We start from the raw sequence: 24,111 nt of genomic DNA on the forward strand, positions 1-24,111 counted from the left end.
GAGCACGGCCGGATACGGGGTGGGGAGTCCCGGCCTGTGCGAACGCTGCGAAACATGCGGGTCAACGGGTATCCATGACCTTGCCCGCCGGAGATCCGGCGGGCAAGGGACTTGAGTCACATCTGAGGTTCTGCGCCGAAGCTCAATCTTCCCGGCACCTGTTTGTCGCTACTTCTTCTTCTTTGCGTCCTTCGCTGCCGTCGGCGGCTTCTTCCATCCGATGTCCTGGAAACGGGGGGTGCCGAGGCCGAAGGCGCCGGCATTGGCCAGGGCGGGCTTGGCGGCGACCAGCTCGGGGCGCTGGTAGAGCGGGATGGAGCCGGCCGCGGCCCAGATCCTGGCGTCGGCCTTGCGCATCAGCTCGCGGGCCTCGTCCTCGTCCAGTTCGCCGACCGCCTCGTCGAACAGCTGGTCGATGTGGTCGGTGCCGACGCGGGTGTAGTTCTGTTCGACGAGCAGCGACCCGTCCGCGGCCGGCTCCGGCTTGGCGAAGATGGGCCGGGCGTCGGTGGCGGGGTAGGCGGTCGCCGGCCAGGAGTAGAGGGCCAGGTCGTACTGGCCCGAGGCGATGTGGTCCTTGAAGAAGCTCTCGTCGGCCACCTTGGTCAGCTCGGTGTTCACCCCGACCTTCTGGAGCATCTGCGAGATCCGCTCGGCGACCGTGCGCAGCGGCTCCGAGCCGGGGCCGGCCGGCAGGACGAACCGCAGGGTGAGCGGCTTGCCGTCCTTGGCGAGCATGGAGCCCGAGGTGCGGACCGCCTGCTTGGCCGGGGTCGGGGCGGCCGGGGAGGCCTCGGCCGCCGCTTCGCCGTCGCGGGCCGGGCTGCGCTTGCCGTCGTCGACCGCGTCGGCGGCGCCGTCCGCCGCGGCCTCGGCCGCCGTCTCGGCCTGGGTGAGGATCAGGGCCTGCTGCTGGGCCGCCAGCGGAGCGGGGGCCAGCACCGGGGAGGGCCGGGCGCCGTGGGCGAAGCGGTCCGCGTCGACGATCTCCCCGTCGGGGAGGTAGAGCCCCTCGGGCAGCTCCGAGCCGACCAGGCTCTCCGGGCCCCCGTGGTCGCCGATGTGGACGCGCCGCGCGGCGAGCGGCCCGGCGACGGGTCCTGCGACCGGCCGGGCGAGGGGCCCGGCGGCGGGCTTGGTGCCCGGCTTGGCGCCCGGCTTCGTGCCCGGCTTCGCCGCCGGCGGCTTGTCGTCCTGGCCGACGATGTACAGGCCGTCGTTGCCGGTTCCCGGCCCCGCCGGGGTCTTCGAGTCGTCCGTCGCCTCCTCGCCCTCCGGGCCCGCCTTCGCGCCGGCCGGCTCCGTGAGCTTGCCGCCCCGGCGCCAGCCCGCGTCCGCGAGGAGCGCCTGGGCAGCCTGGGTGTCCTGGCCGCCGAGGGCGTCGCTGTTGTCGGCGTACGCCTGCTGCCCGGCCAGCGCCACGTGGCTGCCGACGGGCTTCGCGGGCAGGCCCAGGGGCTTCAGTACGATCTCGGCCAGCGTGCGGCGGTCCAGCGCCCGGGCCACCGCCCGGCGCACCCGCTCGTCCGCGAGCGGCCCGGAGGCTCCGTTCATGGCGAGCTGCGTGTAGGCCGGCTCCAGGGACTTGCGCACGGTGAAGGCGCGCAGGGCCTTCTGCTCGTCGGCGTACTTCTTCACCGCCTCGGCGTTCTTCTGGCGGGTCTCCTGTTCCGTCTTGGCCAGGGCCTCGTCCGCGCCGAAGGCGCGCGCCCAGGACAGCGTGGCCTGCGCCGCCGTCACGGAGGCGGCCGGGCCGTGCGAGCCGCTCCCCTGGGCGACGTCCCGGTGGGCCAGTGCGATCCGGTCGGCGCCCGAGCGGTCGATCTCCGCCAGGTCCACCTTCCCGGCCGCCAGCGCGGCCGCCCGTTCGGCCCGGGGCACGGCCGTCAGGACCAGGGTGTCCAGCTTGGCCGGCTGGCCCCACCAGCGGGGGTTGCGGGTCAGGGCCGCGGTGCCGGTCTTCTTGTCGATGGCCCCGAGGCCGAAGGGCCCGGCGGTGACCTTGAGGGTGCCGCGCGCCCCCTCGTTGAAGGCGTCCGGGGTGCCGGTGACCTGCTTGGGGTAGAGCGGGCTGAAGAGGGAGCGCCAGTCGGCGTACGGCTTGACGAAGGTGACCTTGACCTCCAGGTCGGTCTTGCCGCGCTCGATCTTCTCGATCCGGTCGTATCCGGCGTTGCGCGCCGTCCAGTACGCCGAGTCCTTGCCGTTCAGGGCCCGCCACTGCGCCACGAAGTCGGCCGCGCCGATCTCTCGGCCGTCGCTCCACACGGCCTGCTGGTTCAGCTTGTACACGACGACCTGCTTGGGCTCCCGCTCGGCGACCTCCGCCTTCTCCAGGTAGTCGGGATTGGCCACCGGCCGCCCCTTGGCGTCGAGCACGAACAGCTGGGGCAGCACCGCCCCGGCGATGCGGGTGGTGGTGGCGTCCGCGTCGGCCTGGAAGGTGTTCAGGGTGTCCGGGAGGCTGTCCACGGCCCAGCGCACCACACCGCCGTCGGCTACCTTCTCGCGGACCGTCGTCGCGATGTCCTGGCCCGCGGCGGCCGGGCCGCCCTCGTCTTCGCCCGCACCGCAGCCCGCGAGCAGCGGCAGTGCGAGGACTCCCGAGGTGAGGAGCGCCAAGGACCTGCGCCTTCTCTGGGACATGGGTGGTACCTCCGGGGCAGGGCAAAGGGGGAGTTTGATCACGTTCGGCGGTATATGGAGCTGATCACACTGGGTGCGGAAACCCACTGAAATCGACACCCCGCCGCACCCCTCGCAGCGGCCCCGCGCCACGCCGCGAACCCCACCCGTGCGGACCAATCCCACTTGCGCCACGAGCGGGCGTTCCCCCGGGAGAGGGATGAGAATGGGGTGCAGGGAGGGGCGCACGATTCACGCCTGCGCGCCCGCAATTGCTGCACGTCCCTTCACAACCGGGGACGGGAAGCGCGACACTCGCAGGCGCACATGAGCGTTGCCACCGCACCTGCGGAAGTGAGGGCAAATCATGTCCCTGCAAGACGATCTGAGTGCCGTACGGCGCAACCTGGACGAGCTGACGCGCAAGGTCGAGCAGCTGGAACAGCGGGCCGAACGGCAGAAGCCGCCGGCGGCCGCGCCGGATCCGTCCCGGATGGTGACGGTGCCGGACACCCCGTACGACAGCTCGCTGTGGACGGACTCCGACGACGAGGGCCTCGGCGCCCGCGACCGCCGCGCCCCCTGACCCGGGCAGCACGGCGGGCCGCACGCCCCGTACCCCCGGCACCCGCAACCCGTAACCCGTAACCCGACCGAACAACCCCCATCAGGCCCGTCAGGCCCCGCCGTCCGCGGCGGGGTCTCCCGGTCCACCCCTCATCACTCCACCCGGAGTCCCTCTTGGCCACAGGCACGGACTTGCCACCCTCCAACCGGCCCCGGCAGCGGCCCGCGGGCGTCCACGACGCCTCCCGGGCCGCCATCGCGGCCCGGCACCTGCGGACCGACAGGTGGTGGCTGGCCCCCGCCGGCACCGCTGCCGGCCTGCTCGCCTTCATCGTCTACTCGACCTGGCGGGCCTTCGCGAACGCCGACTACTACGCCGCCCCGTACGTCTCGCCCTTCTACTCCCCGTGCCTCGCGGAGAACTGCGAGACGATGCGCGGCGGACCGAACCTCGACCTGTTCGGCAGCTGGTGGGGCCTGTCCCCCGCCCTGCTGATCCTGATCTTCCCGCTCGGCTTCCGGCTGACCTGCTACTACTACCGCAAGGCCTACTACCGGGGCTTCTGGGCCTCGCCGCCGGCCTGCGCGGTCGCCGAGCCGCACTCCTCGTACACCGGTGAGACCCGCTTCCCGCTGATCTTCCAGAACATGCACCGGTACTTCTTCTACGCGGCGCTGCCGGTCGCGGGCATCCTCACCTACGACACCGTGCTGACCTTCCGCAACGACCGGTACGAGTGGGGCCACATGGGCCTCGGCACCCTGCTGTTCATCACCAACATCGTGCTGATCTGGGCGTACACGCTGTCCTGCCACTCCTGCCGGCACATCATGGGCGGCCGCCTGAAGCACTTCTCCGAGCACCCGGTGCGCTACCGGCTGTGGGGCTGGGTCAGCCGGCTCAACTCCCGCCACATGCTGCTGGCCTGGGCCTCGCTGATCAGCGTCGCCCTGTGCGATCTGTACGTGTACCTGCTGGCGAGCGGCGCCTTCACCGACCCGAGGATCTTCTGAGATGGCTCAAGTGGAACGGCAGCAGTGGGACGTGGTCGTCGTCGGCGCGGGCGGCGCCGGCCTGCGGGCCGCGATCGAGGCCCGGGAGCGGGGCGCCCGTACGGCCGTGATCTGCAAGTCCCTCTTCGGCAAGGCCCACACGGTGATGGCGGAGGGCGGGATCGCCGCCTCCATGGGCAACGTCAACGAGGGCGACAACTGGCAGGTGCACTTCCGCGACACCATGCGCGGCGGGAAGTTCCTCAACCAGTGGCGGATGGCCGAGCTGCACGCCAAGGAGGCCCCGGACCGGGTCTGGGAGCTGGAGACCTGGGGCGCGCTCTTCGACCGCACGCCCGACGGGAAGATCTCCCAGCGCAACTTCGGCGGGCACGAGTACCCGCGCCTCGCGCACGTCGGCGACCGGACCGGCCTGGAGCTGATCCGCACCCTCCAGCAGAAGATCGTCCAGCTCCAGCAGGAGGACTTCAAGGAGTACGGGGACTACGAGGCCCGGCTCAAGGTCTTCCAGGAGTGCACGGTCACGAGGGTTCTGCAGGACCGCGGTCCCCAGGAGGGCCGGAAGGTCTCGGGGGCCTTCTGCTACGAGCGCGAGTCCGGCCGGTTCTTCGTCCTGGAGGCCCCCGCCGTCGTGCTGGCCACGGGCGGGATCGGTAAGTCCTTCAAGACGACGTCCAACTCGTGGGAGTACACGGGCGACGGCCACGCGCTGGCGCTGCTCGCGGGGGCTCCCCTGCTGAACATGGAGTTCGTGCAGTTCCACCCGACCGGCATGGTCTGGCCGCCCTCCGTGAAGGGCATCCTCGTCACCGAGTCGGTGCGCGGTGACGGCGGGGTGCTGCGCAACAGCGAGGGCAAGCGGTTCATGTTCGACTACGTCCCGGACGTCTTCAAGGAGAAGTACGCCGAGTCGGAGGAGGAGGGCGACCGCTGGTACGAGGACCCGGACCACAACCGGCGCCCGCCCGAGCTGCTCCCCCGCGACGAGGTGGCCCGCGCGATCAACTCCGAGGTCAAGGCGGGCCGCGGCTCCCCGCACGGCGGGGTGTTCCTGGACGTGTCCACCCGGATGCCGGCGGAGCGGATCAAGCGGCGGCTGCCCTCCATGTACCACCAGTTCAAGGAGCTGGCGGACGTGGACATCACCGCCGAGCCCATGGAGGTGGGCCCGACCTGCCACTACGTCATGGGCGGGATCGCGGTCGACTCGGACACCGCGGCGACGGTCGGGGTCCCGGGGCTGTTCGCCGCGGGCGAGGTCGCGGGCGGCATGCACGGATCGAACCGCCTGGGCGGCAACTCCCTCTCCGACCTGCTGGTCTTCGGCCGCCGGGCCGGTCTGCACGCGGCGCAGTACGCGGCCTCGGACACCGCCCGTACCCCGGTGGACCAGTCCCTGGTGGACGAGGCGGCGGCGGAGGCGCTGGCCCCCTTCCACGCCGCCGAGGGCGCGGAGAACCCGTACAGCCTCCACCAGGAACTCCAGACGACCATGAACGACCTCGTCGGGATCATCCGGCGCGAGGGCGAGATGGCCGAGGCGCTGGAGAAGCTCGCGACCCTGCGCCGGCGGGCCTCCCGGGCCGGGGTCGAGGGGCACCGGCAGTTCAACCCCGGCTGGCACCTGGCGCTGGACCTGCGGAACATGCTGCTGGTCAGCGAGTGCGTGGCCCGCGCGGCCCTGGAGCGCACCGAGAGCCGGGGCGGCCACACCCGGGAGGACTGCCCGTCGATGGAGCGGTCCTGGCGCCCGGTGAACCTGCTGTGCCGGCCGGTGCTCCCGGCGCCCGCGGACCCGGAGGCCGACCGGATCGAGCTGACCCGGGTCCGCACCGACCCCATCCGACCCGACCTGCTCGCGCTCTTCGAGAAGGAAGAGCTGGTCAAGTACCTCGCCGAAGAGGAGCTCTACGGGTGACTACCTACGATGCCGCGTTCCGGATCTGGCGGGGCGACGCGGAGGGCGGGGAACTGCGGGACTTCACCGTCGAGGTGCACGACGGCGAGGTGGTCCTGGACATCGTCCACCGGCTCCAGGCCACCCAGGCCTCGGACCTCGCGGTGCGCTGGAACTGCAAGGCGGGCAAGTGCGGTTCGTGCAGCGCGGAGGTCAACGGCCGGCCGCGGCTGATGTGCATGACGCGCATGTCCACCTTCGACCGGGCCGAGACGATCACCGTCACGCCGCTGCGCGCCTTCCCGGTCGTACGGGACCTGGTCACGGATGTGTCGTTCAACTACCAGAAGGCCCGGGAGGTCCCGGCCTTCGTGCCCCCGGCGGGGGTGGCGCCGGGCGCGTACCGGATGCAGCAGGTGGACGTGGACCGCTCGCAGGAGTTCAGGAAGTGCATCGAGTGCTTCCTGTGCCAGGACACCTGCCACGTGGTGCGCGACCACGAGGAGAACAAGACGGCCTTCGCCGGCCCCCGCTTCCTGATGCGGGTGGCGGAGCTGGACATGCACCCCCTGGACGCGGCGGCGGAGAGCGGTCTGGACCGCAAGCGCACGGCCCAGGAGGAGCACGGGCTGGGCTACTGCAACATCACCAAGTGCTGTACCGAGGTCTGTCCCGAAGGCATCAAGATCACCGACAACGCCCTGATCCCGCTGAAGGAGCGGGCCGTGGACCGCAAGTACGACCCGCTCGTCTGGCTGGGCAGCAGGATCCGGCGGCGTAACGACCCCCTGTAGTTCACTTCGCGGTGGACAATGCCCCCTGGATACGTCATTGACGTGATGTCAGGGGGCTTCGCGGTGCGGGTGGGGGATCAACTGGCCGGGCGCTACCGGCTGGACCAGCGGCTCGGGCAGGGCGGCATGGGCGAGGTGTGGCGCGCGCACGACACCGCGCTGGACCGGGCCGTGGCGGTCAAGGTGCTGCTGGAGGCGGCCACGAACGACGAGTTGGTCGCCCGCTTCAGACGGGAGGCCACCATCGGGGCGCGGCTCCAGCACCCCGGCATCACGGTGGTGCACGACGTGGGGCAGCAGGACGGGCGGCTGTTCATCGTGATGGAGCTGCTGGCGGGCGAGGACCTGGCGTCGGTGCTGGCGCGGGTGCCGGGCGGGCTGCCGCAGGACGTCGCGGTCGAGCTGGCGGCGCAGACCGCCGAGGCGCTGGCCGCCGCCCATGAGCAGGCCGTCATCCACCGGGATCTGAAGCCCGCCAACCTCTTCCTGCTGCCCGGGGGGCGGCTGAAGATCTGCGACTTCGGCATCGCGCACTCCTCGGACGCGACGGCGGGCTGGACGGTGACCGGCCGGATCTTCGGCAGCCCCCCGTACATGGCACCCGAGCAGTGGCGGGGCGAGCGGGTGGACGCCCGGTGCGACCTGTACGCGCTGGGGGGCGTGCTGTACGCGCTGCTGACCGGGGAGCCGCCGTACGGGCAGGCCGAGGGGCCGTACGTACTGATGCGCCGGCACATCGAGGAGGCTCCGCTGCCGCTGCGCGAGGCGGGTGCGCCGGTGGCCCCGGAGCTGGAGCGGCTGGTGCTGGAACTGCTCGCGAAGGACCCGGCGGACCGGCCGGAGTCGGCGCTGGCGGTCGGCAAGGTCCTGCGGGCGCTGTCCGGGGCGCCCGCTCCCGGCGGGCCGGTGCCGGTGCCGACGCCGGCTCCCCCGCCGGCTCCCCCGCTGGCTTCGCCGACGGCATCGGAGGCCGGGGTGGGGGCCGCCCCCGCCGATCCGGCGCCCACCGGCGGCAGCGGGATACCGGCCCCGGTACGGGAGTTCGTGCGGGACCTCCTCCAGGAGGCGGAGGAGGAGCTGCGGGGCCTGCCGCCCGCCGCGGACGCCCGCGTGGAGGTGCTGGCCGTGGCCGCGGACGCCGCGGCCCGCTTCGACACGGGCCTCGCGCGCCGGCTGCTCGCGGACGCCGAACTCACCGCCTGGACCGGCGGCGAGGGCGACGGGGCCCGGGTGGCCCGGCTGCTGACCGCCCTGGCCAAAGACACCGCCCCGCACTCCCGGGCCCGGTCCGTGCGGCTGCTGACCGACGCGCAGCAGGCGCTGTTCACGGTGTTCGGCTCCGACCGGCGCGGCCCGCTGCTCGCGGTGGCGCAGGAACTGGCCGGACCCGCGCCGGAGCAGGCCGCGCAGATCCTCGGGCACCACCACCTCGGCGGCCCCGTCGCGGGCAGGCTCCTGGCTCAGGTCAACATGGCCCTCGCGGTGGCCCACGGGCGGGCCGAACGGGAGCTGTCGCTGATCGAGGACGCGGGTCGGCGCGCGACCGCGACGTACGACACCGTGCTGGCCCTGGCCGCCCGGGACCTGCCCGCCGCGCTGCGGCTCAGCGAGCGGATCGGCTCCGCGGGGGCCCGGCTGCTGGCCCTGTGCCAGATCACGCAGGACCGCAGCGCCGTCGGGGACTTCGCGGGCGCGGCTCAGGCGCTCGCGCACGCCGAGGAGGAGCTCCCCCGGGTACTGGAGGAGCGGGCCGCGTGGCTCCGGGAGGAGGCCGCCCGGCTGGACGCGCGCGGGCAGCTCGTCGAGTCGGAGCAGCTGCGCACCAGGGCCGCGGGCCTGATCGACGGCCGGCTGGAGGCGGCCGCCGACGAGAAGGCCGACCACGCGCTGGCCTCGGTCGCGGCGGCCCGGGCGGCCGTCGGGCAGGAGACCCGGCCGCCTCTGGACCCGGCGCGGGCGCGGGAGCGCGCCGAGCGGGCCAGGAGCCTGCCCGACGCGGCGGAACGGGCCGGGGCGCTGGCGCGGATCGCCCTGGAGTGCGCGGCCTCGGGCAGCACGCCGTGGCTGCCCGGGGCGGCGACCGACCCGGGGACCCCGCCGCCGCACGGTACGGCGGTCGCGACGAGCGCCGAGTCCCGGGTCCGGCCGCCCACTTGGGCCACGGGCACACCGGGCGCACGCGTATGGAGCGCCGATGGCCGGGCGGACGCCCTGTACGCCGCCGGGGACGGGGTGGTGTGGCGGTCGGGGTCCGAGGTGGGCTGCCTGGGGGCCGACACGGGGGCGAAGCGCTGGACGGCGTTCGCCGACGAGGGCACCTCCGCCCTGCCGCCCGGCCGGCCGACGAGGGTGTCCTGCCGGGCCGATGCCGGGACGGTGTACGTGGCCGTGTGGCGGGGGGCCGACCCCCAGGTGCGGCTGGTGGCACGGGACCCGCGGGACGGGCGGGTGCGCTGGTGGCGGGACCTGCCGGACGCGCGGCTGCTGCGGGCGGCCGGGAGCATGGTGCTCCACAGCGGGCCCGAGCGGCTGACCGCCCTGAGCGCGGCGACGGGCGAGAGCCTGTGGACGCGCGAGGCTCCGCACGATCCGGCCCGGGTGCTGACGGTCGGCGGCGAGTGCGTGGTCGTCGTGGACGGCCCGCTGCGGCAGGGGCTGCGCCTGTCGGACGGGGAGCCGCTGTGGTCCTGGCCGCGGGGCAGGGGCTTCACGCAGGAGGCCGGGTACTCCTCCGGCCCATCGGCGCTCGTACTGGACGGGGACACCGTCCGGGCCCTGGAGCAGTCGACCGGCCGGGAGCAGTGGCACGTGGAGATCGGCACCCCGGCGGCGCGGGTTCTGACGTGGCACGACACCGTGTACGTGTCCGCGTACCGCCCGGAACAGGGATGGGACGTGGTGTTCGCGCTGGACGCGGATACGGGCGGGGTGCGCTGGAAGCGCCCGCTGATCCGGCGGGACGGGCCGGACTGCGCCCTCGAACTCCTCGGTGTCCGGCCGGGCGGGCTGTACGTGAGGGCCGCGCGCCCGGGCCGCAGAGGGCTCCTCGGCAAGGTCGCCGAGCCGTTCGTCGCGGCGCTGGACCTGGCGACGGGCAGACCTCGCTGGCAGTACCCGGCCTCCGGCGAGCGCGGGGCGGTACTGATCGGGGACCACGTGGTCCTCCCCGGCCTGCTGCCGGTGGCCATCGCGGTGCCCTGACGGGCGACCCGGCGGGGGCGATCTCCGGGTGCGGGGGTGCAGAACCACCCATACGCTCCCAAATGTGATTCCGCCGAGAAGCAGGCCGAAGAGACCGACCACCGCCGGGATAGCCGTTCGGTCCGCACGGGCCGGGCTCGCCCTGGCCGCCGCGCTGCTGGCGCTCGGCGGCTGGGGCGCGGCCGGGGCGCCGCCCGCGCGGGCCGACGACCCGGTCACCCTGTCGAAGCAGGGGCAGATCACCGACCGCGTGGGGGCGCTGGGCGATCGCGAGGCCGCCGTCGCCGCCGCGCTGGACAAGCTGTACGCCGACCGGAAGGTCCAGCTGTTCGTCGCGTACGTACGCGACTTCTCCGACCGCTCCGCGCAGAGCTGGGCCGACGCGACCGCGCAGAAGAACGGCCTCGGCCAGAACGACGTCCTGCTGGCCGTCGGGACCGGCGCCCGGCAGTACGCCTATTCGGCCGATGTCGACTCCGGTTTCACCAGCGAGCAGCTCGCGGCCGTCGCGCGGACGGCCATCGAGCCCGCGCTGAAACAGAACGACTGGGCGGGCGCCGCGATCGGCGCGGCCAACGGGTACGACGCCGTGCTCGGCGGGCAGCCGGTCCCCGTGCCCGCCATCACCCCCGGCGAGGCCGATCCCGGCGGCGGGGCGAGCGGCGAGAGCGGCGCCGGGGACTTCGTGCTCCCGGTGGTCGCGGTCGGCGCGGCCGGCGCCCTCGGGGTGTACGCGTACACCCGCCGCAAGCGCAGGGGCGCGGGGACCGGGGGCACCACGGGCTGGGGCGAGCCGGGCGGGGCGCCCGCCCCGCTCCCGCTGCCCGAGCTGGACGCCAAGGCCAAGGCGCTGCTGGTGGAGACCGACGACGCGATCCGCACCAGCACCGAGGAACTCGGCTTCGCCTCCGCCCAGTTCGGCGACGAGGCGATCGGGACCTTCACGGCGGCGGTGGCGTACGCGAAGGGCGAGCTGACGGCCGCGTTCCGGCTGCGCCAGCAGCTCGACGACGCGTACCCGGAGGACGACGCCACCCGGCGGCGGATGCTGGACGAGATCGTGGCCCGCTGCACCGAGGCCAACCGGCGGCTCGACGCCGAGTCGGCCGACTTCGACCGGCTGCGGGACCTGGAGAAGAACGCCCCGCAGGCCCTCGCCACGGTCGAGCAGCACTTCCGGTCCCTGACGGGCCGTACGACGACGGCGCAGGCGACGCTGACCGCGCTGGCCGGGCGGTACGCGGACTCGGCGTCGGCGCCGGTGGCCTCCAACCCCGAACAGGCCGGGGACCGGCTGCTGTTCGCGACGACCAACCTGGGCGAGGCCAGGGCCGCGATCGACGGCGGGGACAACGGCAAGGCGGCCGTGCACGTCCGGGCCGCGGAGGGCGCGGTGGACCAGGCCGCGACCCTGGTCGACGCGGTGGAGCGGCGGGCGCAGGAACTGGCGGAGGCGGCCGGGAAGCTGACCGGCGCGCTGAACGAGACGGACACGGACCTCGCGGACGCCCGCGGGCTGCTGAGCGGCACCGCGGAGGGCACCTCGACGGCGGACCTGCGCGGCCGGATCAGCCGGGCGGAGTCGGTCCTGGCCGACGTACGGCAGGAGCAGGCGGCCGGCCGGTACGACCCGATCGACGCGCTGCGCCGGGTCGAGGAGGCCGACGCGGCCCTGGACGAGGCCCTGGCGGGGGCGCGCGAGCGCGAGACGGGCCGGCAGCGGGCGGCGGCCCTCCTCGACCAGGCCCTGCTCTCGGCCCGCAGCGCGATCGGCGCGGCGACGGACTACGTCACCACCAGCCGGGGCGCGGTCGGCAGCCAGGCCCGCACCCGGCTGGCCGAGGCGCAGCGCCACCTGGAGCGGTCGGCGGCCCTGGCGGCGACGGACCCGCCGGGCGCGCTCTCCGAGGCGCAGCAGGCGGACTCGCTGGCCCGGCAGGCGCAGCAGCTCGCGGAGCAGGACGTACGGGCGTACCAGGACCCCTACGGCGGCCGGCGCACCGGCGGCGGCCGGGGCGGCGCCGTGCTCGGCGGGATCATCCTCGGCGAGATCCTCCGGGGCGGGGGCGGCTTCGGCGGCGGCTTCGGCGGCGGGGGCGGAGGCCGAGGCGGCTTCGGCGGCGGAGGCGGCGGGGGCAGCGGCCCGGGCTCCTTCGGCGGCGGCGGCACCCGCGGCCGGATGGGCGGCGGCGGCCGCTTCTGAACCCCCGGCCCGGGGCACCGGCAGGGCCCCGAGAGCACCTGCACAGCACCCTCACCCCGTACTCACTCCAGGGAGATCGACCATGAGCAAGCAGACCGTCCTCGGCCGGGTCACCCAGCTCGCCAAGGCCAACATCAACGCGCTGCTGGACCAGGCGGAGGACCCGCAGAAGATGCTGGACCAGCTGATCCGCGACTACACGAACAACATCGCGGAGGCGGAGCAGGCCGTCGCCACCACCATCGGCAACCTGCGGATGCTGGAGGCGGACCACAAGGAGGACGTGGAGGCGGCCGCGGAATGGGGCGGCAAGGCCCTCGCGGCGAGCAGGAAGGCCGACGAGCTGCGCACGTCCGGTGCCGCGGCGGACGCGGACAAGTTCGACAACCTGGCGAAGGTCGCGCTGGGCCGCCAGATGCAGTCGGAGAAGGAGGCGACGACGGCCGAGCCGACGATCGCCGCGCAGACCGAGGTCGTCGACAAGCTCAAGTCCGGGCTAGACTCGATGAAGAACAAGCTGACGGAGCTCCAGGCCAAGCGCGACGAGCTGGTGGCCCGCGCCAAGACGGCCCGGGCGCAGAACACCATGCTGGACGCGGTGAAGAACATCGACGTCATGGACCCCACGAGCGACCTGAACCGCTTCGAGGAGAAGGTCCGCCGCGAGGAGGCCATGGCGATGGGCAAGCAGGAGCTGGCGGCGTCCTCCCTGGACGCACAGTTCGAGTCCCTGGACGACCTCGGCAAGACCTCGGAGATCGAGGCGAGGCTCGCCGCGCTGAAGGCGGGCAAGGCCGCCTGACCCTCCCGGGCTGCCGCGCCGCACCGCTTCGCGGGGCCCCCGCGGGCCCCGGTGTGCGGGTGGTCCGGGCCGCGGCGCTCGATGCGGGTGAGTGCCCGCAGATGGGCGGGCACTCGGTTGAGCCGGTGTGCCGGTCAGCCGTACATGTTCAGCAGCTGCTCCGCCGACAGTTCGGAGACGGCCTCCGCCGCCGCGCCCGGCAGCGGGAGCTCGAACCAGACCGTCTTGCCCCGGTGGGTGCGGCGGGTGCCCCACCCGGCGGACAGCAGGCCGACCAGCTGGAGGCCCCGCCCGCCCTCGTCGGTGTCGCGGGCGCGCCGGCGCCGGGGCTGGACGAGGTTGGCGTCCCAGACCTCGCAGACCAGGGTCCGGTCCAGCAGCAGGCGGAGCCGGATCTCGCCCTCCCCGTACCGCAGGGCGTTGGTGACGAGCTCGCTGACCAGGAGTTCCGTGGTGTCCAGCAGACCCTCCAGGCCCCAGGCGGGCAGCTTCGCCCGGGCCAGCTCCCGGGCCCTGCCCACCGACCGGGCCTCGCGCGGCAGCTGCCAGTCGCCGACCGCGTCCACCGGGAGCCCCTGCACCCGGGCCATCAGCAGTGCGATGTCGTCCTCGCCGTGCCGGGTGTCCAGCGTGTTCAGGACGTGGTCGCAGACGTCCTCCAGCGGGCGGACCGGATCCGCGAGGGCCTCGCGCAGTCCGCGCAGCCCCTCCTCCAGCGGATGGTCGCGGGATTCGACCAGGCCGTCGGTGTACAGGGCGAGCAGCGCGCCCTCGGGGAGTTCCACCTCGACCTCCTCGAAGGGCTCCCCGCCCACCCCGAGCGGCATCCCGGGCGGTACCTCCAGCAGCAGCGCGGGCCGCGGCCGCCCGCCCTCGTCCGGGGGTTCCACCAGCACCGGCGGCATGTGGCCCGCGTTGGCGATGGTGCAGCGCCGGGTGACCGGGTCGTAGACGGCGTACACGCAGGTGGCGAGGTACACCTCCGACCGGTCGGCGTCGCGCGAGTGCAGCGCGGCCCGCGACGCCTGCTGGGAGCCGCCGGGCGCGCCCAGTCCCCGGGCGATCTCGTCCAGCGCGGTGAGCACCTCCGCCGGTTCGAGGTCCAGCAGCGCCAGGGTCCGTACGGCGGTGCGCAGTTCGCCCATGGCCACGGCCGCCCGCAGTCCGCGGCCCATCACGTCGCCGACGACGAGCGCGGTGCGGTGGCCGGGCAGTTCGATGACGTCGAACCAGTCGCCGCCCACCTCGGTCGCCGCGTTGCCCGGCAGGTACCGGCAGGCGATGTCGAGGCCGGCGGCCTCGGGGTCGCCGGGGGGCAGCAGGCTGCGCTGGAGTATCAGCGCCCGCTCGTGCTCGCGCCGGTACAGCCGTGCGTTGTCGATGCACACGGCGGCCCGGGCGGCCAGCTCCACCGCCACCGCCCGGTCGCGTTCGCCGAAGGGTTCGCTGCCCTTGGTGCGGGAGAACTGGGCGAGTCCGACGACGGTGTCGTGGGCCACCATCGGTACGACGAGCGTGGACTGCACGAGGTCGTCGGTCCCGCCGCCCTCGATCAGCCGCGGCCGTGCCGTCCGCAGCGCCAGCGCGCCGGGCGAGGCGGCCGGGTACCGGTGGACATCGCCTACGGAGACCAGTGCGCCGGGACCCGACAGGGGGGCGTCCGAGACCGCCGAGGCGAAGGCCACCCGCCGCAGCGGCGCGGAGGGCGCCCGCCCGGCACCGAGGCCGGGCGGCAGGGAAGGTACGCCCGGCCCCTGGGGCCTGGCGGGCCGGTCGTCGTCGCCGAGCAGCAGCCCCTGGTAGAGGTCGACGGCGGCCAGGTCGCAGAAGCCGGGGACGGTGACGTCGAGCAGTTCGCGTGCGGTGGTCTCCAGGTCGAGGGAGTTCCCGATGCGGTGGCCGGCCGCGTTGAGCAGGGCGAGGTTGCGCCGGACCCCGGCGGCCTCGCGGGCGGCGAGGTGGCGGCGGGTGACGTCGGTGCCGAGCCCGGCCACGCCGATGGGCCGGCCGGTGCCGCCGTGCACGCGGTAGAGGTTGATGGACCAGTGGCGGTGTTCGCGGCTGCCGGGGGCGGCCCCGGTGATCTGGAGGTCGGTGACGGATTCGCCGGTCTCCAGGACCCGGCGCAGGGCCTCGGCCATGCGGTCGGCCTCGTGCGGCGGGAGGTAGTCGTGGACGGTGCGGCCGCGGTGTTCCTCCGCGGCGCCGCCGAAGACGGTCGCGAAGCGGCGGTTGGCGCGCTGCACGGTGAGGTCCGTACCAAAGAGCAGGAAGCCGAAGGGAGATTGGCCGAATATGGCCTGTGAGGCGGCCAGATCGGATTCGATCCGCCGCAGGGCGCGGACGTCGACCACGACGCACAGCGCGGCCCGCTCGGCGGCCTCGGTCTGGGTGGGCATCACATAGATCTCGGCCAGCCCGTGCGCATCGCCGCCGCCGTCGCCTCCGGGGATCCGGAAGGGGATCAGGCCCGTCCATTCCTTGCCGTCGAGGATCTCGGCGACCCGGCGGTGCCCGTCGGCGCGGATCTCGGGCGGCATGAAGGCGTCGACGGGGTCGCGGCCGACGGCCTGTGCGGCGGTCAGCCCGAACAGTTCCTCCGCGCGCAGGCTCCACTGGTCGATGAGCCCGTCGGGGCCGATCGAGAACGAAGCGACCTTTATGTAGTCATATATCGAGCCAGGCGGGCTGCTGTGCCACAGGGAGTCGTGCCATGTCTCCCCGGGCACACGGGCCTGATGTGCCTGCGCAGGTATCTCGCTCACGCGACCGTCCCCTCCAGCTCACCGCAACCGGACCGGCCATGACCGAAGTATTCAGCATCACGGCCCCTGACGGCACGGCGCTCACGATCACGAAAAGGTCCCGTTAGTTTCCGGCCATGCCGTGTGATCGGTGGCACCCCTTCACCTTGTTACTCACCAGGAAGAGCCAACTCGAACCACACCGTCTTGCCCGACTTGCCGCGCCGGGTCCCCCAGCGCTGCGCCGAGACGGCCACGAGGTGCAGTCCCCGGCCGCCCTCGTCGTCCGGCATCGCGATGCGCTCGCGGGGCGGATCCGGAAGCGGATCGGAAACCTCCACGAGAAGCGCCGGACCCCCCGACGGGCCTCCGGCGGCCGGATTCCGCCGTACCAGGCGGACTCCGATCGGGCCGGAGGCGTAACGGAGTGAATTGGTGACCAGCTCGCTGACCAGCAGGACGGTGACGTCGCCGACGGAGTCCAGGCCCCAGGAGCGGAGTTTGCCGCGCACGGCGTGGCGGGCGGTGCGGACCGCACCCGGTTCGGCGGGGAAGGCCCATTCGGCGCATTCACCGTCTGTGTCGATCACGCCGATCACTTCCCGGGCCAGCAGCGACCCCAGTCCGGTTCGCCCGAGGCGAGAGGGGGACGAGATAGGGATTAATAGCGACATACCCGATATTCGCGGCGTCGTACCACTCGGTCCCCCACGCACCGGCGCACTGAGGCGCATACGGCCTACAGCGCGAGCGTCACGCGCCCCCGTGCGCCGGGCCGTGCGGCCCCCACGGGTGCGGCGGTCGGCGGCCCCGGCGTTCGGCGGCTGCCCGTTCTCCGCGGTCAGCGCCTCGGGCCCGGCCACCCCGACTCGGCCACCCGGGCCCGGTGGTCAGCCGCCCAGCCTGCGCCCGGCCTCGGCGACGGCCGGGCGGTCCTGGTCGAGCCAGTCGACGGAGTCCAGCTCGTGCGGCCCGAGCCAGCGCAGCTCGTCGTGGTCCTCCAGCGGGGCCGGCTCCCCGGACAGCAGCCGGGCCGTCCACACGTGCAGGACTAGGCCGGGCCGCAGCGGCCACTCGCCCGGGATCCGCTCCAGCGCCTCGGTCTCCACGCCGAGTTCCTCGCGCAGTTCGCGCACGAGCGCCTCGGGTACGGTCTCGCCGGGCTCGGCCTTGCCTCCGGGCAGCTCCCAGCGGCCGGCCAGCTCCGGGGGTGCGCTGCGGCGGGCGGCCAGCAGGCGCCCCTCATGACAAAGGGCTCCGCCCACGACCACTCGTACAGTCATGGGCGGAGCCTAGTGGCAGCGTCGCGAGCGCTGCGACGTTCGGTCGTCGCTCAGTTCGTCGCTCAGTTCGTCGCTCAGTTCGTAGTGGCGGTCTGGCCGATCCGCTCGACCCAGTAGAGCTGCTTGTGTCCTCGGTCGTCGAGCTTGTCGACGACCTTCTGGGCCTCGGCCCGGGTGGAGTACCGGCCCACCCGGTAGCGGTTGCCGTTGTCGTCCTGCCGTATGACAAGCCACTGGAGCAGGGCACCGCTGTCGTTCATCGCGTTTCACCCTCCGCCGACGTACCTGCCCGGGAAACCGCATTGCGCATATGCCCGAGCTTACGCCCGACCTTTACACAGCGGATACGGTTTTTCACGAAGAGGTACCTCCCAGGCGTACGCATCCGGCCATGCGTACGAGCGGGCCGTGCGCGCCGGTTCAGCCCCGGCGCGACGCGGGCATCGCGATCACGGGCCCGCGACGTGACGGCCCGTCACTCCAGGGCGCTGACCGGGGGTTGCACCCCCGGGGGCACCCCGTCAGCGCACCGGGAGGTGGTACGAGAGGCGGTAGCGGTCCGCGGGGACCACCACGTCGGCCGTTTCCACGGCGCGGCCGGAGGCGAAGTAGGTGCGGCCGATCACCAGGACCACATGGCCCGGGACCCCGCCGAGAAGGCCGATCTCCTCCGCCAGGCCGGGCCGGGCGCCGACCTCCTCCACGACGTTGTCCACGACCACGTCGATGGCGGCCATCCGGTCCACCACCCCCGAACCGCCGAGCGGGCCCTCCTCCGGCAGCATCACCGGGGTCCGGCCGGTCACGGCGAGCGGCTCCCAGGAGGTCGACAGCATCATGGCCTCCCCCGCGTCGCGGAAGACGTACCGCGTCCGCATGACGCGCTCGCCGGGCTCGATGCCGAGCCGCTGCGCGATCTCCGCGGGCGCGGCCGCCTGCTCGCTGCTCGACTCCCACGTGCCGCGCGCGGCGGCGTCCGCCTGCTCCTGGCGGAAGGGGGTCGAGGCGCCGCCCGTGCGGTACCCGGAGCGGGCGACCCGCCGGGGCACCGGCTGCTCGCGTACGTATGTACCCGAGCCGGACCGGCCCTCGACCAGCCCCTCCGCCATGAGGACCTTGCGCGCCTCCAGCGCCACGGTGTCGGAGACCCCGTACTCCTCGCGGATCCGGGCCTGCGAGGGGAGCCGGGCGTGCGGGGGCAGGGACCCATCGACGATCTTCCGTCGCAGATCCCCGGCGACGCGCAGATAGGCCGGCTGCTCACCGAAAGTCACTGGCCACTCCCATCAGGTTGACAGACAGCTACACCCTGGCAACCGACGGTTGTGCATAGCAAGCAAGGGCCAGAGTTTCACCCGAAGTGATGAAGCCAGGTCACTCAAACCCGTTACCGCGCGTCACACCAGAGCCGCTCAAGCCGCGCCGGACGACGGCCCCCCGCCCGAGTCGCCGCCCGAACCGCCGTCCGGGTCCTCCGAGTCACCGGGATACTCCGCCAGCCACTCCGGAACCGTGGTCGCCAGCCCGTACGCACCGCGCAGCGCCTTCTCCGTCTCCACCGGCATCGCGTCCAGCGCCCGGCTCCACGCCCGGTCGAACCCCTCGGCCGTCACCTCCCGGGCCGCCCGCTGCCACTCCTTGCGCGCCGCCTCGACCTCCTTGAGCCGGGCCCCGGCCTGCGCGGCCACGTCCGGGCGCTGCGCGGCCTCGCCCAGGACCCGCGCCTCGGCCTCCAGCGCCCGGTCGACCTCCCGCGCCCACTCCCGGTACTCCGGGAAAGCGTCCTCGACGTCCGGGTCGGGCACGCGGCCCATCGCCAGGTCGACGTCGTTCACCGCGCGCAGGAACGCCACCTGCTCCGGCGTCAGCATCCCGGCGTCCTTGCGCAGGCTCCCGCTGTGCTCCTGCGCGGCCGTGCCGATGACGCACAGCAGCCGCCGGTCGCCGTCGCGCCACGAGGCGCGCGAGGGCGAGAAGTAGAACATCTCCGCGTAGTCCGGCAGCGCCCACGTGTCCATCGCGTACGCGTCCTGCGCCTTCCAGCAGTCGTCCGCGGAGGACTTGCGCAGCGGCTCCGCGCCCGGATAGCCCGGCTGGGTCAGCAGCGCGGAGGAGGTGACCTCCGCGTCGTGCACCTGCGCGCAGTCGATCCGGTACACGAAGGGGTCCTCATCCAGCAGGTCCCCGCCCGGGACGTTGAAGCAGTCGCCCACCCGCAGTTCGTCGATGTCGGTCAGGTCGCCCTCGACGTTCTCGAACTGCTCCAGCGCGCTGACCCGGTCGAAGAAGCCCTCCGCGAGCCGGTCCGTGACGGAGACGAGGGCCACGGTCATCACCAGGGAGAGCGCGAGGCCCGCGACCGCCAACGGCCGTCCCCGCTCCCGCCTCTTCGCGATCTGTACGAGTGCCACGATGCCGAAGACCACACCCAGCGGCGGCAGGCACAGCAGCCCGACGAGCAGGGAGGCCAGCGCGAACCCGTTGAGCGGGGGCTGCCCGTACGCCTGCGGCTGCTGCGGCGGAACGGGCCAGGAGGGGGGCGGCTGGGTGCTCACGGGGTGAGGTGCTCCATCGAGGACATGGCGGCGGCAAACGGCGCGAACGAATGCGCGAATAGTACGCAGCGGGGGCGACCGCCCAGTCGGTCGCCCCCGCGGTTCGCCGCTCGGTCAAGCTCCAGCGGAACGACGGCTCGACACCGCCCGGCGCCGACATCCTCGCCGCCGGACCCGCGGTCCGCCCGTCCGTCCGACCCGTGGTCAGCGGGACCCCCGGGAACGCTGCAACGCGACCCCGACCACCATCCGGACCAGATCGTGGATGCCCCTGACCAGCATCACGTGAACGACAGTGCCCCCTCCCGGCCTTCGGGCTGGGAGGGGACGATTTCGCGCTTCCGGGCCCTGCCTCCGTACGCTGGCCACATGACCGGATGCCGGCCCCGATCGCCTTCAGGTTCGGCGGCCCGATGGCCGACTGCCGGGTGTGCGGCTACGCCTGGGCCGTGCGGCACGACCCCGCGCACTGCCGGCAGCGCTAGAACATCACCCGCGGCGGGCCGGGCGCCGCCTGCGCCGTCAGCAAGCAGCGGGTGGGCCCCGGCTCCCCAGCCAGAACCCACCCGCTCCATGTTCATGCTTCGATTCGGGCTTTCGTCGATCGGTTCATCGCGCCTTCAGGCCCTGCGGGTCAGAACTGCAGCGCCCAGGAGTCGATCTTGCCGGTGTCGATGTTCGCGTTGTCGTTGACGCGGAGCTTCCAGACGCCGTTGGCCGCCTCGGACGAGGCGTTGACCGTGAAGGTCCGGATGATGTTGTCCGCGCTGCCGCCGGAGCGGTTGTGCAGGTTGTAGACCGAGCCGTCGGGGGCGATCAGGTCGACCTTCAGGTCACCGGTGTAGGTGTGCTTGATGTCGACCGGCACGCTCAGCGCCGCCGGGGCATTGCCCGAGATCCCGCTGACGGTGATCGGCGACTCGACGGTGGAGTTGTCGCTGATCGCGTAGTCCGCGGTGTTCTCGAACCGCGGGCCGGGCGGGACGGTTCCGCCGGCGCCCACGTTCAGCAGGCGGTTCGGGGAGCCGGTGCCGGGGCTGGTCACCACGTTCGGGGTCGAGGCGGCCACCAGGCCGTCGCGGATCTGGGCCGGGGTGCTGCCCGGGTTCTGCGAGAGGTAGAGCGCGGCCGCGCCCGCGACGTGCGGCGAGGCCATCGAGGTGCCGGAGATGGTGTTGGTGGCGGTGTCGCCCGTGCCCCACGAGGAGGTGATGGAGGAGCCCGGCGCGAAGATGTCCAGGATGGAGCCGTAGTTGGAGTAGCTCGCCTTGGCGTCGGTGTTGGTGGTGGCGCCGACGGTGATGGCCTCGGCCACGCGGGCCGGGGACTTGGTCGAGGCGTCCGTGGACTCGTTGCCCGCCGCGACCGCGTAGGTGATGCCGGAGGCTATGGAGTTGCGCACGGCGGTGTCGAGCGCGGAGTCCGCGCCGCCGCCGAGCGACATGTTGGCCACGGCCGGCTTGACGGCGTTCCGGGTGACCCAGTCGATGCCGGCGACGACCTGGGCGGTCGTGCCCGAGCCCTGGTTGTTGAGCACGCGGACACCGACGATCTTGACCTTCTTGGCCACGCCGTACGCGCCGCCGCCGACGGTGCCGGCGACGTGCGTGCCGTGGCCGTGGCCGTCCTGGGCGGTGTTGTCGTTGTCGATCGCGTCGTAGCCGTCGACGGCACGGCCGCCGAAGTCCTGGTGCGTCTTGCGGACGCCGGTGTCGATGATGTAAGCGGTGACGCCCTCACCGGCCTTGTCCGGGTAGGTGTAGCTCTGGTTCAGCGGGAGCGCGCGCTGGTCGATGCGGTCCAGGCCCCACGACGGCGGGTTGGGCTGGGTGGCGTCGACGGTGAAGGTCCGGTTCTGCACGACCGACTTGACCGCCGGGTCGGCCGCGAGCTTCTTGGCCTGCGCCTCGGAGACCTCGACGGAGTAGCCGTTGAGGGCGGCGCTGTAGGTCCGGTCGATCCTCGCGCCGTACCGCTTGGCCACGGCCTTGCCGCTGTCCGCGGTGGAGCGGGCGGCGGAGTCGTTCAGGGTCACGATGTAGCTGCCGGAGACGGCGCCGGCGGCGCCGGCGTTCTCGATGACGCCCTGCGGGGCGGACTCGGCCGCCGAGGCGGGCAACGCGGCGGCCGCGCCGAGCGCGAGGGCCGCGACGGCGGTCGCGCTCAGGCCGGCGAGCTTCCGGCGGGTGTGACGCATCACGGACATGTGGGGGTCCTTCTCATAGGTGGTGCGCTGCGGGGGGTGAGCGGCGACGCACGGCCACGGGTATGGCCATGCTCATGACAAACCATTCGGCCCAACGGACCATCGCCTCCGAAAGGTTGACCCACCCCCTCGGCTCCCGACAAGAGGACAACGGACGCGTAACATCCGTGCCATACACCGGCCATGAACGAGCAAAGGCGCTCCGCACATGACGCACGCACTCCCCGGTTACGTCTGCCCCGAGGACGGCACGGGCGCCGACGCCCGGACGGCGCCGTGGTGCTGCCCGGTCTGCGGCGGGCCCTGGGACCTCGACTTCGCACCCGATCCGGCCAGCCCCCTGGAGCCGACCGCCGGCCCCAACTCGCTGTGGCGGTACGGGTCCGCGCTGCCGCTGCCGGGGGCGTTCTCGGTGACGCTGGCGGAGGGGAACACTCCGCTGGTGCCGCTCGCGGAGCGGGTTCACGCCAAACTCGACTTCCTCATGCCGACGCTGTCGTTCAAGGACCGGGGCGCGGTGATGCTCGCGGAACTGGCCCGGCGGCTGGGCCCGAAACGGGTCGTGGCGGACAGCAGCGGGAACGCGGGGACCGCCTTCGCGGCGTACTGCGCGCGGGCCGGGCTGAATTGTGAAGTCTTTGTGCCCGAGGGCACCTCGGAGAAGAAGACCGAGCAGATGCGGGCGCACGGCGCAACGGTCCGGGTGGTCCCGGGCGGCCGGGAGGCGGCGGCGCGGGCCGCGCGCACGGCGGCGGACCTGCCCGGGGTGTTCTACGCGAGCCACGTGTTCAACCCGTACTTCCTGCACGGCACGAAGACGTACGTGTACGAGATCTGGGAGGCGCTGGGCGGCCACCTCCCCGAGGCGCTGGTCGTCCCGGTGGGCAACGGCACCCTGCTGCTCGGGGCCGCGCTGGCCGTGGAGGAGCTGGCCCGGCGCGGGGTCAGGCCCCCCGCGCTGATCGCGGTCCAGTCGGCCGCGGTGGCCCCGCTGGCCTCGGCCTTCGCGGCGGGCGCCGAGGACGCGGAGCCGGCGCCCGCGCTCCCCACCCTGGCCGAGGGCATCGCGATCCCGGCCCCGCCGCGGGCCCGGCAGATCCTGTCGGCGGTCCGCAAGTCGGGCGGCACCTTCCTGACGGTTCCGGACGACCGGCTGCGCGCGGCCCAGCACGACCTGGCCCGCCGGGGCCTGTTCGTGGAGCCGACGGCCGCCGCCTGCTGGGCCGCGGTGGGCCCCGCCGCTCCCGGGGACCCGCTGCAGGGCCGCACGGCGGTGGTCCCCCTCTGCGGAGCGGGCGCCAAGACGGGCCTGGCGTAGCGCCCGGCCGCCGGCCGGGCCGGGGCAGACGTCGGAAAATCGCCAGCCCACCGGTGCGGACGTCTGGTGAACTGGCCCCATGACCAGTCACCTTGACCTTGCCCGCCAGTTCGCCGCACTGCACGACCCGTCCGCTCCGCTGGCCCTCGCCAATGCCTGGGACGTGGCCAGTGCCCGTCTCGTCGAGGCCGCGGGGGCGCCCGCCGTCGCCACCACCAGCGCCGGAGTCGCCTGGTCGCTCGGGGCGCCCGACGGGGACGCCCTGGCCCGGGACCGCGCGCTCGACCTCGTCGGCCGGGTGGCCGGGGCCGTCTCCGTGCCCGTCACCGCCGACATCGAGGGCGGCTTCGGCGCCGACCCCGCCGGGGTCGGCGAGACCGTGGCCGGGGTGCTGGCCGCCGGCGCCGTCGGCATCAACATCGAGGACGGCACCCGCGCCCCCGGCGACCACGCCGAGCGCCTGGCCGCGGCCCGCGCCGCCGCCTCGGCCGCGGGGATCCCGCTCTACATCAACGCCCGTATCGACACCTACCTCTTCGGCCTCGGCGCCGAGGAGACCCGCCTCGACGAGACCCTGGCCCGCGCAGCCGCCTACCTCGACGCCGGAGCCACCGGCGTCTTCGTCCCCGGCGTCACCGACCCCGCCACCATCGCCGAGCTCGTCAAGGGCATCGACGCCCCGCTCAACATCCTCGTCGGCCCCGGCGCCCCGACCGTCGCCGAGCTCGGCGCCCTGGGCGTGGCCCGCGTCAGCCTCGGTTCCTGGGTCGCCGAAGCCGCGTACGCCGTGGTCCGCCGCGCCGCCGAGGAACTGATCTCCGGCGGCACGTACGGCTCGCTCGCGGGCTCCCTCCCGTACGGCGACCTCAACGGCCTGCTCAAGGGCTGAGACGTGCCAAAGA

Annotated in this window: 17 protein-coding genes; 9 read left to right on the top strand and 8 right to left on the bottom strand. The window is 73.6% G+C overall.

Annotation, left to right across the window (positions count from 1 at the left end; genetic code table 11):
* Nucleotides 1-168 precede the first annotated feature (168 nt).
* A complete protein-coding gene (locus AB0M99_RS10845) occupies nucleotides 169-2,646 on the bottom strand; it encodes an ABC transporter family substrate-binding protein (protein WP_365918788.1) in 2,478 nt (825 codons plus the stop codon).
* A 346-nt stretch (nucleotides 2,647-2,992) separates the two neighbouring features.
* Between AB0M99_RS10845 and AB0M99_RS10850 the strand changes: the two genes are divergently transcribed.
* From AB0M99_RS10850 to AB0M99_RS10880, 7 genes are all read left to right on the top strand, one after another.
* Entirely contained in the window at nucleotides 2,993-3,211 is a 219-nt protein-coding gene (locus AB0M99_RS10850) for a hypothetical protein (RefSeq protein ID WP_365918790.1), read from the top strand.
* A gap of 155 nt (nucleotides 3,212-3,366) precedes the next feature.
* Entirely contained in the window at nucleotides 3,367-4,206 is an 840-nt protein-coding gene (locus AB0M99_RS10855) for a hypothetical protein (RefSeq protein ID WP_365918792.1), read from the top strand.
* Between the two features lies 1 nt (nucleotide 4,207).
* A complete protein-coding gene (locus AB0M99_RS10860; protein ID WP_365918794.1) occupies nucleotides 4,208-6,124 on the top strand; it encodes a fumarate reductase/succinate dehydrogenase flavoprotein subunit in 1,917 nt (638 codons plus the stop codon).
* The gene (locus AB0M99_RS10865) at nucleotides 6,121-6,897 is read left to right on the top strand and encodes a succinate dehydrogenase/fumarate reductase iron-sulfur subunit (protein ID WP_365918796.1); all 777 of its coding nucleotides are present in this window, start codon (nucleotides 6,121-6,123) and stop codon (nucleotides 6,895-6,897) included. The genes AB0M99_RS10860 and AB0M99_RS10865 overlap by 4 nt, the downstream gene beginning before the upstream one ends.
* Before the next feature lie 45 nt (nucleotides 6,898-6,942).
* A complete protein-coding gene (locus tag AB0M99_RS10870; protein ID WP_365918798.1) occupies nucleotides 6,943-10,098 on the top strand; it encodes a protein kinase in 3,156 nt (1,051 codons plus the stop codon).
* 142 nt (nucleotides 10,099-10,240) lie between these two features.
* Nucleotides 10,241-12,301 carry a TPM domain-containing protein gene (locus AB0M99_RS10875; RefSeq protein WP_365918867.1) on the top strand — a complete coding sequence of 687 codons (2,061 nt, stop codon included), beginning with the start codon at nucleotides 10,241-10,243 and terminating at the stop codon, nucleotides 12,299-12,301.
* Between the two features lie 82 nt (nucleotides 12,302-12,383).
* Nucleotides 12,384-13,103 carry a PspA/IM30 family protein gene (locus tag AB0M99_RS10880; RefSeq protein WP_365918800.1) on the top strand — a complete coding sequence of 240 codons (720 nt, stop codon included), beginning with the start codon at nucleotides 12,384-12,386 and terminating at the stop codon, nucleotides 13,101-13,103.
* A 134-nt stretch (nucleotides 13,104-13,237) separates the two neighbouring features.
* Here the strand turns inward: AB0M99_RS10880 and AB0M99_RS10885 are convergent, their stop codons facing one another.
* The 7 genes from AB0M99_RS10885 to AB0M99_RS10915 form a co-directional block, all read right to left on the bottom strand.
* Nucleotides 13,238-15,832, bottom strand: coding sequence for a SpoIIE family protein phosphatase (locus AB0M99_RS10885; protein WP_365918869.1), 2,595 nt, complete (start codon nucleotides 15,830-15,832; stop codon nucleotides 13,238-13,240).
* A gap of 185 nt (nucleotides 15,833-16,017) precedes the next feature.
* Complete coding sequence (locus AB0M99_RS10890; protein WP_365918802.1) at nucleotides 16,018-16,446, bottom strand: ATP-binding protein; 429 nt, start codon at nucleotides 16,444-16,446, stop codon at nucleotides 16,018-16,020.
* Between the two features lie 291 nt (nucleotides 16,447-16,737).
* Nucleotides 16,738-17,130, bottom strand: a complete 393-nt coding sequence (locus AB0M99_RS10895) for a (deoxy)nucleoside triphosphate pyrophosphohydrolase (RefSeq protein WP_365918804.1) — start codon at nucleotides 17,128-17,130, stop codon at nucleotides 16,738-16,740.
* Nucleotides 17,131-17,204: 74 nt separating this feature from the next.
* Nucleotides 17,205-17,390 carry an SPOR domain-containing protein gene (locus AB0M99_RS10900; RefSeq protein ID WP_365918806.1) on the bottom strand — a complete coding sequence of 62 codons (186 nt, stop codon included), beginning with the start codon at nucleotides 17,388-17,390 and terminating at the stop codon, nucleotides 17,205-17,207.
* Nucleotides 17,391-17,651: 261 nt separating this feature from the next.
* Nucleotides 17,652-18,404: a GntR family transcriptional regulator gene (locus AB0M99_RS10905; protein ID WP_365918808.1), complete on the bottom strand. Its 753-nt coding sequence runs from the start codon at nucleotides 18,402-18,404 to the stop codon at nucleotides 17,652-17,654.
* 138 nt (nucleotides 18,405-18,542) lie between these two features.
* Nucleotides 18,543-19,685, bottom strand: a complete 1,143-nt coding sequence (locus AB0M99_RS10910) for a DUF4190 domain-containing protein (RefSeq protein WP_365918810.1) — start codon at nucleotides 19,683-19,685, stop codon at nucleotides 18,543-18,545.
* A 634-nt stretch (nucleotides 19,686-20,319) separates the two neighbouring features.
* Nucleotides 20,320-21,891 (bottom strand): S8 family peptidase, encoded by a 1,572-nt coding sequence (locus tag AB0M99_RS10915; RefSeq protein ID WP_365918811.1) that lies wholly within the window; start codon nucleotides 21,889-21,891, stop codon nucleotides 20,320-20,322.
* Nucleotides 21,892-22,099: 208 nt separating this feature from the next.
* On the opposite strand from AB0M99_RS10915, the gene AB0M99_RS10920 reads away from it, so the two are divergent.
* The gene (locus tag AB0M99_RS10920; protein ID WP_365918813.1) at nucleotides 22,100-23,209 is read left to right on the top strand and encodes a pyridoxal-phosphate dependent enzyme; all 1,110 of its coding nucleotides are present in this window, start codon (nucleotides 22,100-22,102) and stop codon (nucleotides 23,207-23,209) included.
* 79 nt (nucleotides 23,210-23,288) lie between these two features.
* Nucleotides 23,289-24,098: an isocitrate lyase/phosphoenolpyruvate mutase family protein gene (locus AB0M99_RS10925; protein WP_365918815.1), complete on the top strand. Its 810-nt coding sequence runs from the start codon at nucleotides 23,289-23,291 to the stop codon at nucleotides 24,096-24,098.
* Nucleotides 24,099-24,111: the final 13 nt, after the last annotated feature.

Source organism: Streptomyces sp. NPDC051183, from assembly GCF_040682455.1.
In the GTDB taxonomy this organism is placed as follows: domain Bacteria; phylum Actinomycetota; class Actinomycetes; order Streptomycetales; family Streptomycetaceae; genus Streptomyces.